Origin of the sequence: Sedimentitalea nanhaiensis DSM 24252 (assembly GCF_000473225.1) — a bacterium.
Taxonomy (GTDB): Bacteria; Pseudomonadota; Alphaproteobacteria; order Rhodobacterales; family Rhodobacteraceae; genus Sedimentitalea; species Sedimentitalea nanhaiensis.
Genome location: NZ_KI421509.1, coordinates 529,758 through 543,549, shown reverse-complemented (window position 1 = coordinate 543,549; position 13,792 = coordinate 529,758). Strand labels below are relative to the sequence as shown.

The 13,792-nt window shown below is 61.6% G+C and carries 15 protein-coding genes; 7 read left to right on the top strand and 8 right to left on the bottom strand.

Annotation, left to right across the window (positions count from 1 at the left end; genetic code table 11):
- Positions 1-29: 29 nt before the first annotated feature.
- The 3 genes from NANH_RS0104260 to NANH_RS0104250 form a co-directional block, all read right to left on the bottom strand.
- Positions 30-1,589 carry a trimethylamine methyltransferase family protein gene (locus NANH_RS0104260; RefSeq protein ID WP_027260912.1) on the bottom strand — a complete coding sequence of 520 codons (1,560 nt, stop codon included), beginning with the start codon at positions 1,587-1,589 and terminating at the stop codon, positions 30-32.
- A 128-nt stretch (positions 1,590-1,717) separates the two neighbouring features.
- Complete coding sequence (locus NANH_RS0104255) at positions 1,718-2,443, bottom strand: HAD family hydrolase (protein WP_051372233.1); 726 nt, start codon at positions 2,441-2,443, stop codon at positions 1,718-1,720.
- Positions 2,440-2,724: a DUF3572 domain-containing protein gene (locus NANH_RS0104250; RefSeq protein ID WP_027260910.1), complete on the bottom strand. Its 285-nt coding sequence runs from the start codon at positions 2,722-2,724 to the stop codon at positions 2,440-2,442. Before NANH_RS0104250 ends, NANH_RS0104255 begins: the two co-directional genes overlap by 4 nt.
- Positions 2,725-2,973: 249 nt before the next feature.
- On the opposite strand from NANH_RS0104250, the gene dddP reads away from it, so the two are divergent.
- Together dddP and NANH_RS0104240 are read left to right on the top strand one after the other, a co-directional pair.
- Positions 2,974-4,329 carry a dimethylsulfonioproprionate lyase DddP gene (gene dddP / locus NANH_RS0104245; RefSeq protein ID WP_027260909.1) on the top strand — a complete coding sequence of 452 codons (1,356 nt, stop codon included), beginning with the start codon at positions 2,974-2,976 and terminating at the stop codon, positions 4,327-4,329.
- A gap of 253 nt (positions 4,330-4,582) precedes the next feature.
- Positions 4,583-5,248 carry a L,D-transpeptidase gene (locus NANH_RS0104240; RefSeq protein ID WP_027260908.1) on the top strand — a complete coding sequence of 222 codons (666 nt, stop codon included), beginning with the start codon at positions 4,583-4,585 and terminating at the stop codon, positions 5,246-5,248.
- A gap of 99 nt (positions 5,249-5,347) precedes the next feature.
- Here NANH_RS0104240 and NANH_RS0104235 read toward each other — a convergent pair whose 3' ends face one another.
- On the bottom strand, positions 5,348-5,629 hold the full coding sequence (locus tag NANH_RS0104235; protein ID WP_027260907.1) for a hypothetical protein: 282 nt from the start codon (positions 5,627-5,629) through the stop codon (positions 5,348-5,350).
- A gap of 296 nt (positions 5,630-5,925) precedes the next feature.
- Between NANH_RS0104235 and NANH_RS0104230 the strand changes: the two genes are divergently transcribed.
- Positions 5,926-7,143: a bifunctional alpha/beta hydrolase/OsmC family protein gene (locus NANH_RS0104230; RefSeq protein ID WP_027260906.1), complete on the top strand. Its 1,218-nt coding sequence runs from the start codon at positions 5,926-5,928 to the stop codon at positions 7,141-7,143.
- Position 7,144: 1 nt separating this feature from the next.
- On the opposite strand, the gene NANH_RS29640 is transcribed toward NANH_RS0104230, so the two are convergent.
- Both NANH_RS29640 and NANH_RS0104220 read right to left on the bottom strand, forming a co-directional pair.
- Positions 7,145-7,519, bottom strand: coding sequence for a biotin transporter BioY (locus NANH_RS29640; protein WP_027260905.1), 375 nt, complete (start codon positions 7,517-7,519; stop codon positions 7,145-7,147).
- Between the two features lie 158 nt (positions 7,520-7,677).
- Positions 7,678-8,085, bottom strand: coding sequence for a DUF6314 family protein (locus NANH_RS0104220; protein WP_036049411.1), 408 nt, complete (start codon positions 8,083-8,085; stop codon positions 7,678-7,680).
- Positions 8,086-8,239: 154 nt separating this feature from the next.
- Here NANH_RS0104220 and purB point away from each other — a divergent pair, with 154 nt between their 5' ends.
- From purB to NANH_RS0104205, 4 genes are all read left to right on the top strand, one after another.
- Positions 8,240-9,544: an adenylosuccinate lyase gene (gene purB / locus NANH_RS0104215; protein WP_027260903.1), complete on the top strand. Its 1,305-nt coding sequence runs from the start codon at positions 8,240-8,242 to the stop codon at positions 9,542-9,544.
- Positions 9,545-9,688: 144 nt separating this feature from the next.
- The gene (locus NANH_RS29775; RefSeq protein ID WP_081710420.1) at positions 9,689-9,847 is read left to right on the top strand and encodes a chitin-binding domain-containing protein; all 159 of its coding nucleotides are present in this window, start codon (positions 9,689-9,691) and stop codon (positions 9,845-9,847) included.
- 105 nt (positions 9,848-9,952) lie between these two features.
- Positions 9,953-10,480: a tetratricopeptide repeat protein gene (locus NANH_RS0104210; protein WP_027260902.1), complete on the top strand. Its 528-nt coding sequence runs from the start codon at positions 9,953-9,955 to the stop codon at positions 10,478-10,480.
- 78 nt (positions 10,481-10,558) lie between these two features.
- Complete coding sequence (locus NANH_RS0104205; RefSeq protein WP_027260901.1) at positions 10,559-11,656, top strand: flagellar motor switch protein FliG; 1,098 nt, start codon at positions 10,559-10,561, stop codon at positions 11,654-11,656.
- 95 nt (positions 11,657-11,751) lie between these two features.
- On the opposite strand, the gene NANH_RS0104200 is transcribed toward NANH_RS0104205, so the two are convergent.
- Both NANH_RS0104200 and NANH_RS0104195 read right to left on the bottom strand, forming a co-directional pair.
- Positions 11,752-13,152 carry a TRAP transporter large permease gene (locus NANH_RS0104200; protein ID WP_027260900.1) on the bottom strand — a complete coding sequence of 467 codons (1,401 nt, stop codon included), beginning with the start codon at positions 13,150-13,152 and terminating at the stop codon, positions 11,752-11,754.
- A complete protein-coding gene (locus tag NANH_RS0104195; RefSeq protein WP_027260899.1) occupies positions 13,152-13,781 on the bottom strand; it encodes a TRAP transporter small permease subunit in 630 nt (209 codons plus the stop codon). The genes NANH_RS0104200 and NANH_RS0104195 overlap by 1 nt, the downstream gene beginning before the upstream one ends.
- Positions 13,782-13,792 lie beyond the last annotated feature (11 nt).

The window sequence follows — 13,792 nt, the reverse complement described above, 5'->3', positions numbered from 1 at the left end:
GCTGCTGGCCATGGCCACGCCGGAGCCTCTCAGAAATCGGTCGGTGCGCCACCCTCTTCCTTGCGTTTGGCGACAAAGGCGGCCAGTTCCTCGCGGATCGCCACATCCATCGGCGGTTCCTCGAAACTGGCGATGATCTCCTTGAACAGGTGATGCGCGCGCTCCGGTGTCCAGATGCCGCCAGCGACTTCCCAGCCTTCGTAGTTTTTCCAGTCGCTCAGGAACGGCTGATAGAATGCGGTTTCATACCGGTCCTGGGTGTGCTGAATTCCAAAGAAATGTCCCGTATTGCCCACCGCCCGGATCGCATCCAGCGCGATCTCATCTGGCCCTGTGGCGCAGATCATCGGATCCATATAGCGTTGTATCTGCTGCAAGACCTCGCAATCCATTATGAATTTCTCCGGGCTGGCGATCAACCCGCCCTCAAGCCAGCCGGCGGCGTGATAGACCATGTTGGTGCCCGACTGCACCGCCGCCCACAGGCTGTTAGAGGTTTCCCACATCGCCTGCCCGTCCGGCACATTTGCCGCGCAAACGCCGGAGGACCGCATCGGCAACCCATAAAACCGCGCCAACTGCCCGGTCATCTGCGTGGCGCGCATATATTCGGGCGTGCCAAAGGCCGGTGCGCCCGACTTCATGTCGACGTTGCTGGTGAAAGTGCCGATCACACAGGGACAACCGGGGTTGATGTATTGCGCCAGCGCGATGGCGATCAGCCCCTCGGCCAGCGATTGCGTCACCGCCCCCGCCATGGTCACCGGCGCCATTGCCCCGGCCAGCGTGAACGGCGTCACCACCAACCCCTGACCGCGCCGTGCCAGCCGCATCCAGCCATCCAACATCGGATAGTCGTGTTTCAACGGCGATGTGGAATTGATATTCGTGTACATCCGGGGGGTTGCGTCAAACTCCTCATGTGTCAGCCCGCCGGCGATGCGAACCATTTCCATCACATCCTCGACCCGCTCCTTGCCCAGGGAATAGGCATGCATCACCTTGTCGGTCAGCGTCAGCTTGTCATACAGAACGTCCAGATGGCGCACGCTGGCATGCAAATCGACCGGCTCGACCGGATAGCCTCCCGCAAAATGTATGCAGTTAAAATATTGCGTTAATTTCAACAGGTTGCGGCACATTTCTCGTGTGCCTGGAACCTTTCTGCCGATCTCCATGTCCCAATAGTTGGGCGGCGAACTGACATTGCCGAACAACAGCGTATTGCCGCCCACCGTAATCTGACGGTCGGGATTGCGCGGTGTCAGGGTGAATGTGTCGGGGGCCTTGCCGACCATCTCCATGATGAATTCGCGACTGCACCGCACCACGTCTCCATCGATCGAACACCCGGCCTCGCGAAAGAGTTCCAGCGCCTCGGGGTTCAGGATCGCAATGCCGATATCTTCGAGGATCTGCATTGCGCCCTCGTGAACCGCCGCGACCCCCTCTTCGTTCAGCGGTTCCACTGGCCGGTCGATGTTGATCGGCGGGTGCCACGGCATCTGTTCGATCACCACCCCGCCGCGCCGCGCCGCATTGCCCGCACGCCCGCCGCCCCGCCGCTTGCGTCCTGCACCGTCCGCCATGTCACTCTCCTTCGGCTTCCCCTGCAAGCAAGCACCCGGATTTGGGAAAGTTCCGCTCAGTTCGCGACGTGGCGCGTCGTTTTTGGGTCAGAAAGCGTCGAACCCATCCAGGCGCAAGCGCCCCGCGATCAGCGGCCCAGCCATGCGTGCAGGTGACTGATGTCCGGCAGGATCACATCTGCAAAGGCGGCCAGGTCCCCGGCATCCGCGATTCCGGTCAGAACGCCAACCGTGACCATCCCGGCGCTGCGCCCTGCGATCAGATCGTGGCTGCTGTCCCCGACCATCGCCACCAGATGCGGCGCGACCCCGACGGCCTTGGCAAAGGCCAGCAACTGCCCCGGGCCGGGCTTGGCGCCATGACCGCTGTCGAACCCGGCAATAAAATCGAACCGGTCGATCACCCCGGCGGCCCCCAGATGCGCCCGCGCCGGGTTTTCCGCGTCATTGGTGGCCACGCCCAGCTTTAATCCGAGACCGCGCAGCCGATCCAGAAACGGCCCCAGGGGGACCGCCTCCACCTGGGGCGTCCGTTCGGCCTCGTCATTCAGCATCGCCAGCACCTGGGCGACGGACAGGTCGGGCACATGCGGCGCCAATGCCTCGGCCACCTGCCCCGCCGTACCGGCAATCGCGATGCTGTCGGGCAGGAAACGGCAGGCTTTCATATCAAACCCGATCCCCCAGCCCGCCGCGGCGGCACGGTCCGCATCCTGCGTGCACAGGCGCAGCAACAAGGCCTGCGCCCAGACCTCCCACGTGGCGCCGAAATCAAACAGGGTGCCGTCCTTGTCAAACAGGATCGCCTCGATCTGCCGGGCCTGTGCGGTCACCGGCGCGGGTATCACGGTCATGTCCAATGCACCTGCGCGCCCCCCGGCAGTGCCGCGCGCGCCTGCATCGGCTGCGCATAAGGCACCGCGCAGGTGTCGCAAAAGGCAATCACCCAGGCCTCGTCCATCAGCAGAAAATCCAGCACAGAGCCCAGAAATTCGGGATCCCCGGCCCGGTCCCGCACATCCCGCTCGCTGGCCCCGCTGGAGCCAAGAAAGACAGGCAGCAGATCCTCTTGCCCGACCAGCCAGGTCAGAGCCTTCAGGGCGAGCGTTTCAGCGTGTTCGGTGGATAGATGCATGGGCAGATCTTTGAATTGCAGGGGGCCTTGCGGGCCGGAAAGCCGAAACCATGCCGGGCTCACCCCGACCTGGCGCAGCCGTGGATAACCGCAAACCGCGACCGTGACCAGCACCCCGATCCATGCGATCCACCGCCCCCGCCGTCCCATGTCCATCGGCCTGGCCCCTAAAAAACGACGTCTCAGGGTCGCAATCGGAACGGACCCCTGCCGCCAACCATCTCAGCATGACCGCGAGGAGGCCAAGCCATGAACACCCATTACCGCGACCGTCGCAAGATCGACCCGACCCGGGGCGACACCCTGCCCGATGGCACACCCAACGATCAGGACCGGATGGAGATCGGGCCGACACAGCTGGCGCTGACCGAATGGGCCGAGGCCGGGCTGACCCTCCCGAATTTGCTGGCCATGCGCGACTATCGCTGGCGACGGCTGACCCGCCATATCGTCGACCGGGAATATGGCGGGCTGTTGATGTTTGACCCGCTGAACATCCGCTATGCCACGGACAGCACCAACATGCAGCTGTGGAACACCCACAATCCGTTCCGCGCCGTGCTGCTGTGCGCCGATGGATATATGGTGATCTGGGACTACAAGAACTCTCCCTTCCTGAGCGAATTCAACCCTCTGGTGCGCGAACAGCGTTCGGGCGCGTCGATGTTCTATTTCTCGGCCGGGGATCGGATCGATCCGGTTGCCGATGAATTTGCCAATGAGGTGCGCACCCTTGTGGCCGAACACGGTGGCGGCAACCGGCGTCTGGCGGTGGACAAGATCATGCTGCACGGTGCCAGGGCGCTGCAGGCCCAGGGCTTTGAAATCATGGATGGCGAAGAGGTCACCGAGAAATCCCGCGCCGTCAAAGGCCCCGACGAAATCCTTGCCATGCGCTGCGCCAACCATGCCTGCGAAACCGCCGTCCGCGGCATGGAGGATTTCGCCCGCGCCCACTCCGGCGACGGCAAGACCTGCGAAGACGACATCTGGGCGGTGCTGCATGCCGAAAACATTCGCCGCGGTGGCGAATGGATCGAGACCCGCCTGCTGGCCTCGGGTCCGCGCACCAACCCGTGGTTTCAGGAATGCGGTCCCCGCATTACCCGGCCCAACGAGATCATCAGTTTCGACACCGACCTGATTGGCAGCTATGGCATCTGCATCGACATCTCGCGCAGCTGGTGGATCGGCGACGCCCCGCCCCGGCCCGACATGGTCTATGCGATGCAACACGCGCATGACCACATCATGACCAACATGCAGATGCTCAAACCCGGCGTCACCATTCCCGAACTGACCGCCAACGCCCACCGGCTGGACGACAAGTATCAGGCGCAGAAATACGGCTGCCTGATGCATGGGGTCGGGCTGTGTGATGAATGGCCGATGGTCGCCTATCCCGACAAGGCGGTGCCGGGGGCGTTTGACTATGCGCTCGAGCCGGGCATGACGATCTGTGTCGAGGCCTGTGTCGGCGAGGTCGGCGGCGATTTCTCGATCAAGCTGGAAGACCAGGTCCTGATCACCGACGACGGGTTCGAGAACCTGACAACCTATCCGTTCGATGCGGCGCTGATGGGTGGCCCGATCGGATTGCGTTGATTGGCGCATTATTCCGGCGCATTAAATTGAACGCAACAGACTCCGGGGACGGATTTGGTCCGGTTGTCGCGGTTCTCGGCAGCGACCGCCTTTCTGCGCCGAGCGATCCTTTTCCGCCCCGAAGGGCCGATTTTCATCTTCGGAAAACCCTTTTGGGTTTAAACACGGCTATGTGACCGGATCTTTGCTTGATCTCGCATGCTTTCACAGGCAGTCCTTTTGTGGACTCGCCGCAACCGAGGATCGTGAACCCATGTTGACCCGACGCCATTTTGTACTTTCGTCCGCCGCCCTGTTTTCGGCCCCTCTTGCCGGCACGGCCTGGGCGGCACCGACATCGGACCGCTCCAAATGGTCTCGTTGGGATGCACAAATCACACCGGCGAATTACGATCCGGCCACGTCCAACCCCTGGGGCTTTCATCCGCGCTTTCTGCCGCAACGGGTCGAGGCCAATTCCGGTCTGCGCCCCGGCGACATTCACGTCGATGCGGTAGCCAGATATCTCTATCATATCGGCGACGATGGCACCGCGATGCGCTATGGCGTCGCGATTGCGCGTGGCAATCTCTATGAACCCGGCACCTATACCATCCGGCGCAAGGCCAAATGGCCAACCTGGACCCCGACCGCCGCAATGATCGAACGCGACCCTCAGCTTTACGCCCAGCACGCTGACGGCATGAACGCCGGTCCCAACAACCCGCTCGGGTCGCGCGCCTTTTATCTGTACGACGGCAATCGCGACACCTATCTGCGCATCCACGGATCGCCCAGCCCGCGCTCTATTGGCGGACGGGCCAGTTCCGGCTGTGTGCGCATGGTCATGGTGCATATCAACGGGCTCTACGATCAGGTGGCAACCGGATCGACCGCGTATCTGTATCCCCCCGAGAGCAACGCCACTGCGCGCAGCTAGCGCACAGTGCGTTTTGGCCAGGGTCGGGTATTTGTCCGGCTTGGCGAAGGCCGTGGGGCGCAACGCGCACCAAACGCCCGTAGATCGCGGGTCTTGGGCCTAGGTCGCCTCCGGCGCGCGCGAACAGATCGGTCGCCCATCCGCCGACCGCAACGGCAGGAAAGTCGTTTCGACCGGTCCCACGTGTCGATAGACATAACAGCCATCCGCCGGATCGATACTCACCGCACTCAGATCCTGATAGGGGGCCGCGATCGCAACCACGCCCTCTGGAACCTCGCCAAGATAGCTGTTGGACGGCGACGCAAGGCCGCCTTCATAGGTGTCGCAAGCGGACAGAAGCAAGGTTGCGCCGCCCAATAGCCAGACCAGTTTTTTCACAAAATATCTCCTGTTAGACTGTGTAAATCATCGGCGATTCTGAATGGGAAAACCAGTGCCGGGTGCGGATCTGCGCCCAACGCGGTGTTTTGGCCACGCCCGGTCATCCTCGCCCCGTCCGCAACCCATACTGCGTATGTACCGGGTATGTACCGAGCATGTACGCGATCCATACGCCTGGCACCGCCCGGTTTTGCCCAGTTGCGGTGTCACCTCTGCGTGATCCGCTCCTCCATCGGCTTGGCAATCCCAAGCGCGGCCTCCACCTTTGCCCGACTCAATATAAGGATCGCGCCATGCCCTCAGAACGTCTCACATTTGCCGGTCACGACGGCAGCGAACTGGCCGCGCGGCTGGACCTTCCCAACGGCCCACATCTGGCCACGGCCCTGTTTGCGCATTGCTTCACCTGCTCCAAGGACATCCCCGCCGCACGCCGTATCGCGGCCCGGCTGGCGAGCATGGGAATCGCGGTATTGCGGTTCGACTTTACCGGCCTCGGCCATTCCCAGGGCGAATTTTCCAATACAAGCTTCACCTCAAATGTGCAGGATCTTCTGGCCGCCGCCCGCTATCTACAGAATCGGGACATGGCCCCCAGCCTGGCCATCGGTCATTCCCTGGGGGGCGCGGCGATTCTTAAGTCTGCACATAAAATCAAAAGCTTGAAAGGCATTGTGACCATCAATGCCCCGTTTGACCCGGCCCATGTCAGCCACAATTTTGCCGACGCTGTGCCCGATATCCACGAACACGGCAGTGCCGAGGTCTCGCTGGGCGGGCGCCCTTTCCGCATTACCCGCGCGTTTCTTGACGACATCGACACCGCCAGCCTGACCCCGGCGATCAAATCGCTGAGAGCCGCCCTGCTGGTGCTGCACGCACCGTTGGATGACACCGTCGGCATCGACAATGCCGCGCATATCTTTCAGGCCGCCAAACACCCCAAGAGCTTTGTGACCCTGGACGATGCCGACCACCTGATCACCCGCGACAAGGATGCCGAATATGTCGCGCAGGTCATTGCCACCTGGGCCGGGCGCTACCTGGATCTGTCCCCGCCCGCGCCACCGCCAGGTGCGCCCGAAGGGATCACCCGCATCAGCGAAGCCGACCCCGACGGGTTCCTTCAGGACATCCAGTCCGGCCCCAGACATCACCTTCTGGCCGATGAACCCATTGCCTTTGGCGGCACCGACCGCGGTCTGTCGCCCTATGGTCTGATGGCCGCCGGCTTGGGGGCCTGCACCTCGATGACGATCCGCATGTTCGCGCGGCGCAAGGATTGGCCGCTGGAGCATGTGAGCGTCGATGTCAGCCACGGCAAGCTCCACGCCCAAGACGCTGAAACCACCGATGCAAATCGCATCGACCGGTTCGAACGTGTGATCGACCTGCGCGGCGATCTGAGCGACGAACAAATCGCCCGCTTGATGCAGATTGCCGACAAATGTCCGGTTCACCGCACCCTGGAGCGGGGTGCAAGCGTGGTTACCCGACAGCGCTCGGACTGAATTAACAGGTCCGGCGGTTCAGCGGAGACGCGCGCCCCCCCCGCCTCCCGGCAGTCGGTGGATGGGCGGACGCGCGGTCGGTGCCCCCCCCTCCGGGGGACGGGCACCAGGCGGACGGGCAATCGGGTGTTCGGGGCGCGGCGAGCGCGCCCGCGAAGACGTCAAGACCCAGCGCCCCGATCAGCATGTACCCCAGGATCGTCGCCTGTCCGAGGCGCGCGCCGATGAACAACACGGCAAAACTGCCCATGGCGACCGGAACCGGCCTCATCGGCACTTTGATCTTGGCAGTAATCGCCAGAACGACGATTCCGCCCAGCACTGCCTGATTCAGACGCAGGGCATTGCCGGATTCAGCCCGATAGCCTGTGTCCACAGCGGGTTGGCTATGGTCGCGGTCATCGGCAAATCTCCTGTATCGCGGCCAAAGTCGAATGCCTTGTGGCGTAGATACTGCGCTGCCGCAGATTAATTTGAGCGTTGCACCCTTGCCGCAGGTCGGCACAAACGCAGCATGACCACAGACCTCGGCGGTCAGATCCTATGGTATGTACTAATCATACGATAGGATTTGCGCGGGCCGGACACCTGCCAGGTCACCGTGAAAACCGGCCAGAAATCAAAATCATATGCCCCATCATATTGGTCAGGATCGCACCAATGCGAAGTCGGGCCACCACGGGCCGGAACTGTGTGGAAATACCGGCCATCGGAAAACCACACTGACAGGTCCGCGCGCCAAGAAAAATTCTGGCTGGCTGAAATCGGTACATGCCCCTGTACCTTCAGTTCCCCGTTTTCCACATAGCCCAGCCCCTGTGCCTGCGGGGTCCAAACCGCCCGTGCGACAAACCTGGCCCGGGTCCCATCGGCATGGGTAATCTCACGCTCCAGATGCCACGCTCCTTGAAAATCCAGCAATTGCCGTGCTGCACCATCCATGCCGCCCCTCGTCGGTTGTCGGATCTCGGCTATTGCCTGGCGACCGCACAGTCAACGCATGCTGGCACTGCCCCCTTGGGATCAGTGCAGCCTTGCCGCGCTGCGGCGCGCGGTCTATGAGGCAGGTACCCCAAGCAAAGCAAGGTGCCGCCCTATGATCCCGCGTTATTCCCGTCCCGATATGGTCGCCGTCTGGTCCCCCGAAACCAAATTTCGCATCTGGTACGAAATCGAGGCCCATGCCTGCGATGCCATGGCCGACCTGGGGGTGATCCCTCGCGAAAATGCCGCCGCCGTGTGGAAAGCCAAGGATGTGGAATTCGACGTCGCCCGGATCGACGAAATCGAAGCGGTGACCAAACATGACGTCATCGCCTTTCTGACCCACCTGGCCGAAATCATCGGCAATGACGAGGCCAGGTTCGTGCATCAGGGCATGACCAGTTCCGACGTGCTGGACACCACCTTCAACGTCCAGTTGGTCCGCGCGGCTGACATTCTGATCGCAGATGTCGAAGCGCTGCTGGCGGCGCTGAAACGTCGCGCGCTGGAGCACAAGGATACGGTGCGCATCGGTCGCAGCCACGGTATTCATGCCGAACCGACCACGATGGGCCTGACCTTTGCACGGTTCTATGCGGAAATGGATCGCAACCTGACCCGTCTGCGCGCGGCGCGGTCCGAAATTGCCACCGGTGCCATTTCCGGAGCCGTCGGCACCTTCGCCAATATCGATCCGCGCGTCGAGGAACACGTCTGCGCCCAGTTGGGCCTGGAACCGGAACCGATCAGCACCCAGGTGATCCCGCGCGACCGCCATGCCGCCTTTTTTGCAACCCTCGGCGTGATCGGCAGCAGCATCGAGAACGTGGCCACCGAAATCCGCCACATGCAACGCACAGAGGTTCTGGAGGCCGAAGAGTTCTTTTCCAAGGGCCAGAAAGGCAGCAGCGCGATGCCCCACAAACGCAACCCCGTGCTGACCGAGAACCTGACCGGGTTGGCGCGACTGGTGCGCATGGCCGTAATTCCGGCGATGGAAAACGTGGCCCTCTGGCACGAGCGCGATATTTCCCACAGCTCGGTCGAGCGCAACATCGGGCCGGACACCACGATCACGCTGGATTTCGCCCTGTCCCGCCTGACCCAGGTCGTCGACAAGCTCGTGGTCTATCCGGACAACATGCTGGCCAACATGAACAAATTTCGCGGCCTGGTGATGAGCCAGCGCGTGCTTCTTGCCCTGACGCAGGCCGGTGTCAGCCGCGAAGACGCCTATAGCCTGGTGCAACGCAATGCGATGAAGGTCTGGGAACAAGGCAAGGATTTCAAAACAGAGCTGCTGGGCGATGCCGATGTGCTGGCCGCGCTCAGCGCCGATGAAATCGAAGAGAAATTCGATCTGGGCTATCACACCAAACATGTCGACACGATTTTCAAACGCGTATTCAAAAACTAACGCGTCGATATTGATGCTGTCAGCGGCCCGCACCGGCGTCATCACGCCATTGTGGGCCGTTTTCGTTTTGTAAATCCGGCTTTGCCGTTTACGATCAGGATGACTACGTAAAGACCAACTGCATGTAACACTTGGAGGACACTCATGACCCTCAGAACAGGTATGGTTGCACTGGCGCTCATTGTTGCGCCAAGCCTGTCTTTCGCCATGTGCTCGGAGCGAGATCACCAGGCACAGTCCTGTGCACCGGGAACGACATGGGATTCAACAAACCAGAGCTGCGTGCCGCAAACCAACAGCTAGCGGCGCGTCTGACCGTTTTTCCAATGACCGGGCATGATCGTAGATCTGCCTGCGGTTTCTTGTCATTTGAAGTACCTATAACCTGCTATGTAATCGGAGCGTTTCATGCGTCTGCCCCTTATGGCCCTTCTCCTTATTCCCAGCCTCGGCTTTGCGGCCAGTGACGATAACGCCCCACCAAAGCCGACGGAAACGACCACGTCCTGCAAAGGAGTCGAGGTCTGGGATGCGGCCACGCAGAAATGCGTAAAACCCAAGGGGGCCGCGCTGGACAGCGACGTGCTCTATGGGGCGGCGCGCGAACTGGCCTATGCCGGACGCTATCAGGACGCACAGAGCGTGTTGGCGGAGATGCCGGATCAGGGATCGGACCGAGTGCTGACCTATTGGGGTTTCACCCACCGCAAGCTCGGCAATCTGGAGTTGGCTCAGATGTTCTATGAACAGGCCATCGCCCTTAATCCAAACAATATTCTTGCGCGCTCCTACATGGCGCAGGGCCATGTGCAAGAGGGCCGGGTGGACGAGGCGATTGTCCAGTGGCGCGAAATCAAGGCACGTGGCGGCGAAGGCACCTGGGCAGAGGCCTCGCTGCGCGAAGCAATCCGCACCGGACTGACATACAACTACTGACTTTTCAGCCTTTGTTTACAGCTGTCGGCCTAGACTGCCTGCGATCCTGAAATGGGGTTTCAAGGCAAGGGCTGACAGATGCACAAAGACTCGGCGGTTTCGCAGCTACCTATCGCGGCACCTGGAAATGCCGCCAATCAGGTTGCAACCACGCAACCCAAGCCCTTGGGCAGCAAGGCCAAGGCCGCCATCGTGGTGCGTCTGTTGATGAATGAGGGCGCGGATCTGCCACTGGAGGATCTGCCGGACGAGCTGCAGGGACGACTGATCCAGCAGATGGGCACCATGGGGTTGGTGGACCGGGACACCCTGACCACCGTAATCGACGAATTCGCCACCAAGCTGGACGGAATAGGTCTGTCCTTCCCTAACGGGCTGGCCGAGGCACTGTCGGAAATGGATGGCAAGATCAGCCCCCAAACCGCTGCCCGGCTCCGCAAGGAAGCCGGCGTGCGTCAGGCTGGCCATCCATGGTCCCGGCTGCGCGCCCTGCCCGTGCCCGATCTGGTGGCCATGGCCAAGGCCGAAAGCATCGAGGTCGCTGCGGTGCTGCTGTCCAAGCTTGACACAGCCAAGGCGGCGGCCATGTTGGGCGGTCTGCCCGGTCCGCTTGCCCGGCGTATCACCTATGCCGTGTCGCAAACCGGGCAGGTCACGCCCGACGCCGTGGATCGCATCGGGCTCTCCCTCGCCAGCCAGTTGGACGACAAGCCGAACGTGGCCTTTGCCGACGATCCCGGCGCGCGCATTGGTGCCATTCTGAACCAGTCTGCCGCCACGATCCGCAACGACATGCTGACCGGCCTGGACGAGACCGATACCGATTTTGCCAGCGCTGTCCGTAAGTCGATCTTTACCTTTGCACACATCCCTGCCCGAATTCTGGCCCGCGACGTGCCAAAGATCATCAAAGCCATCGACCCTGAGGTTTTGGTCACTGCGCTGGCCGCCGCCACCGACGAAGAAACCGCTCCGGCTGCTGAATATCTGCTTGGCAACATGTCCTCGCGCATGGCGGACAGCCTGCGCGAAGAAATGCAGGAAAAAGGCAAGGTCAAAATCCGCGACGGCGAGGTCGCCATGACCGAGGTGATCGCCGCAATCCGGGCCCAGGAACAGGCCGGCGAACTAACGTTGGTGGTTCCGGAAAGCGAAGAAGACGACGCCGAAGATTGACCCGCCCCCAGCATACCGGCGGGTGTGTGTCGGGGATATCGATTACCGAGCGCCTCTTCGGAGTGCGGCAGCCACCCCCTGTGAAAGTCTGCGCCTCACCCCACAAGGCTGGGCAGGTACAGCACAATACCGGGGAAAGCGACCAACAGTGCGATCGTTACCGCGTCGGCGATAAAGAACGGCATCACCCCACGAAACACGTCCTGCACGCTCAGGTCATCGCGCACCCCCGCGACCACGAAACAGTTCAAGCCGATAGGCGGCGTGATCAGGCAGAACTCGGCCATCTTGACCACCAGGATTCCGAACCAGATCGCGCACATGGTGCCGGACATGCCAAAGGCGCTGTCCGCAGCCGCAACCGTTTCGCCCCCATTCAGCGCCATCACCGCCGGATACACCACCGGCAAGGTCAACAGCAGCATGCCGATGGCATCCATGAACATGCCCAGAACCGCATAGGCCAGCAGGATGCACACCAGAATCAACATCGGCGACAGGGTCAGCGAGGTAATCCAGTCCGCAAAAGCCGCCGGCAGTTCGGCAAAGCCCAGGAAGCGGACATAGATCAAGACACCCCAGATGATGGTAAAGATCATCACAGTCAGCTTGGCCGTATCCAGAAGCGCCGACTTCAGTTCGGACCAACGCATGCCACGATACAGGGCCATCAGAAAAACGATGAAGGCCCCGATTGCGCCCCCTTCCGTGGGTGTCCCCCAGGCTTCACCAAAGGGATTGTAGACAAAGAAGATGATGATCACGACAACTGCCACGATGGGCAAGGCGGGCGGCAGCGCCGCAAAACGCTGGCCCCAGGTGAAGCCTTTGACCGGCGGGCCAACAGTCTTGAAAACCACGGCGATACCGATAATCAGAACGGCATAGACCACGGCGGAAAACGCACCGGGAATGAAGCCCGCCAACAGCAGCTTGCCCACGTCCTGCTCAACGATGATGGCATAGATCACCAGAATCGCAGAGGGCGGTATCAGCGAAGCCAGCGTCCCACCCGCCGCCACCACACCGGCTGCGAATTGCTTGTTATAACCGATCTTGAGCATCTCGGGGATGGCGATCCGGGCGAACACCGCTGCCGTTGCCACGGACGCGCCGGATACGGCGGCAAAGCCGGCGGTGGCAAAAACGGTCGACACGGCCAACCCGCCGGGCACCCAGGCAATCCAGCGTTTTGCCGCCTCAAACAGGGCCGTGGTCAGTCGCGCGTAATAGGCCATATAGCCGATAAGAATAAACACCGGGATCAGACTGAGCACTTGGGCGCTGACCTTGGAATGCGGCGTCAGACCGGCGATGCGCACGCTGACCTCCAGCGCCTTGCCGAACCGCGCCGGGTCATAGTCAAATCCGTTCCAGCGCAGCCAGACCAGCCCGACAAACCCGGCCATACCGGCAGCAAACGCCACCCGCATGCCCAGCAGAACCATGACCAGCAGGCCACCACTGGTCCAGAGACCGATATCGATGGGTTCCATCATTCATGCCCCGCAAGTTGGCTGGCCTCGGCCTGCGCCTGTTCCGCCACAGTGAGCGTCAGCGGGACCGCGACCGGATTGTCCAATCCCAGAATCAGGGCCCGACCATAGCCGACCGCCTGCACAATCAGACGCAGCACCAGGACACCAAAAGCCACGGGCACCACCAGTTTGCTGGGCCATGTGGGCAGGCCGATGTCGATGGAACTGTCGCGGCTGCACAAGGGGCGCGAGCAGTCAAAAGAGCGATCGAAATGCTCCCAGGCGCCCCAGGCCAGCGCGACGATCAGCACCAGGATCAGCAGAACCGATATCAGCTCAAACAGCCACAGCACCCGCCCATGCAGCGCACCCACCAACATATCCATGCGGATATGGGTGCCATCCCGCTGCACATAGGACACGCCCATGATCGCAATGATCGGCATGGCCGCCTCGATATAATCGACATATCCCAACAAGGGAGAGCCAAAGAACTTGCGCCCGACAACCGAATAGGCGGCCAGAAACATCAGCGAAAAGATCGCCAGTCCGCTGAGCAACGCGCAAAACCGCTCGATGGGCAAAAGCGCCCGATCCAAACGGCTGAGCAGGCTGGAGTCTTCCAGCACCGCGGCAGATCCCGCCATTCCTATCCCCT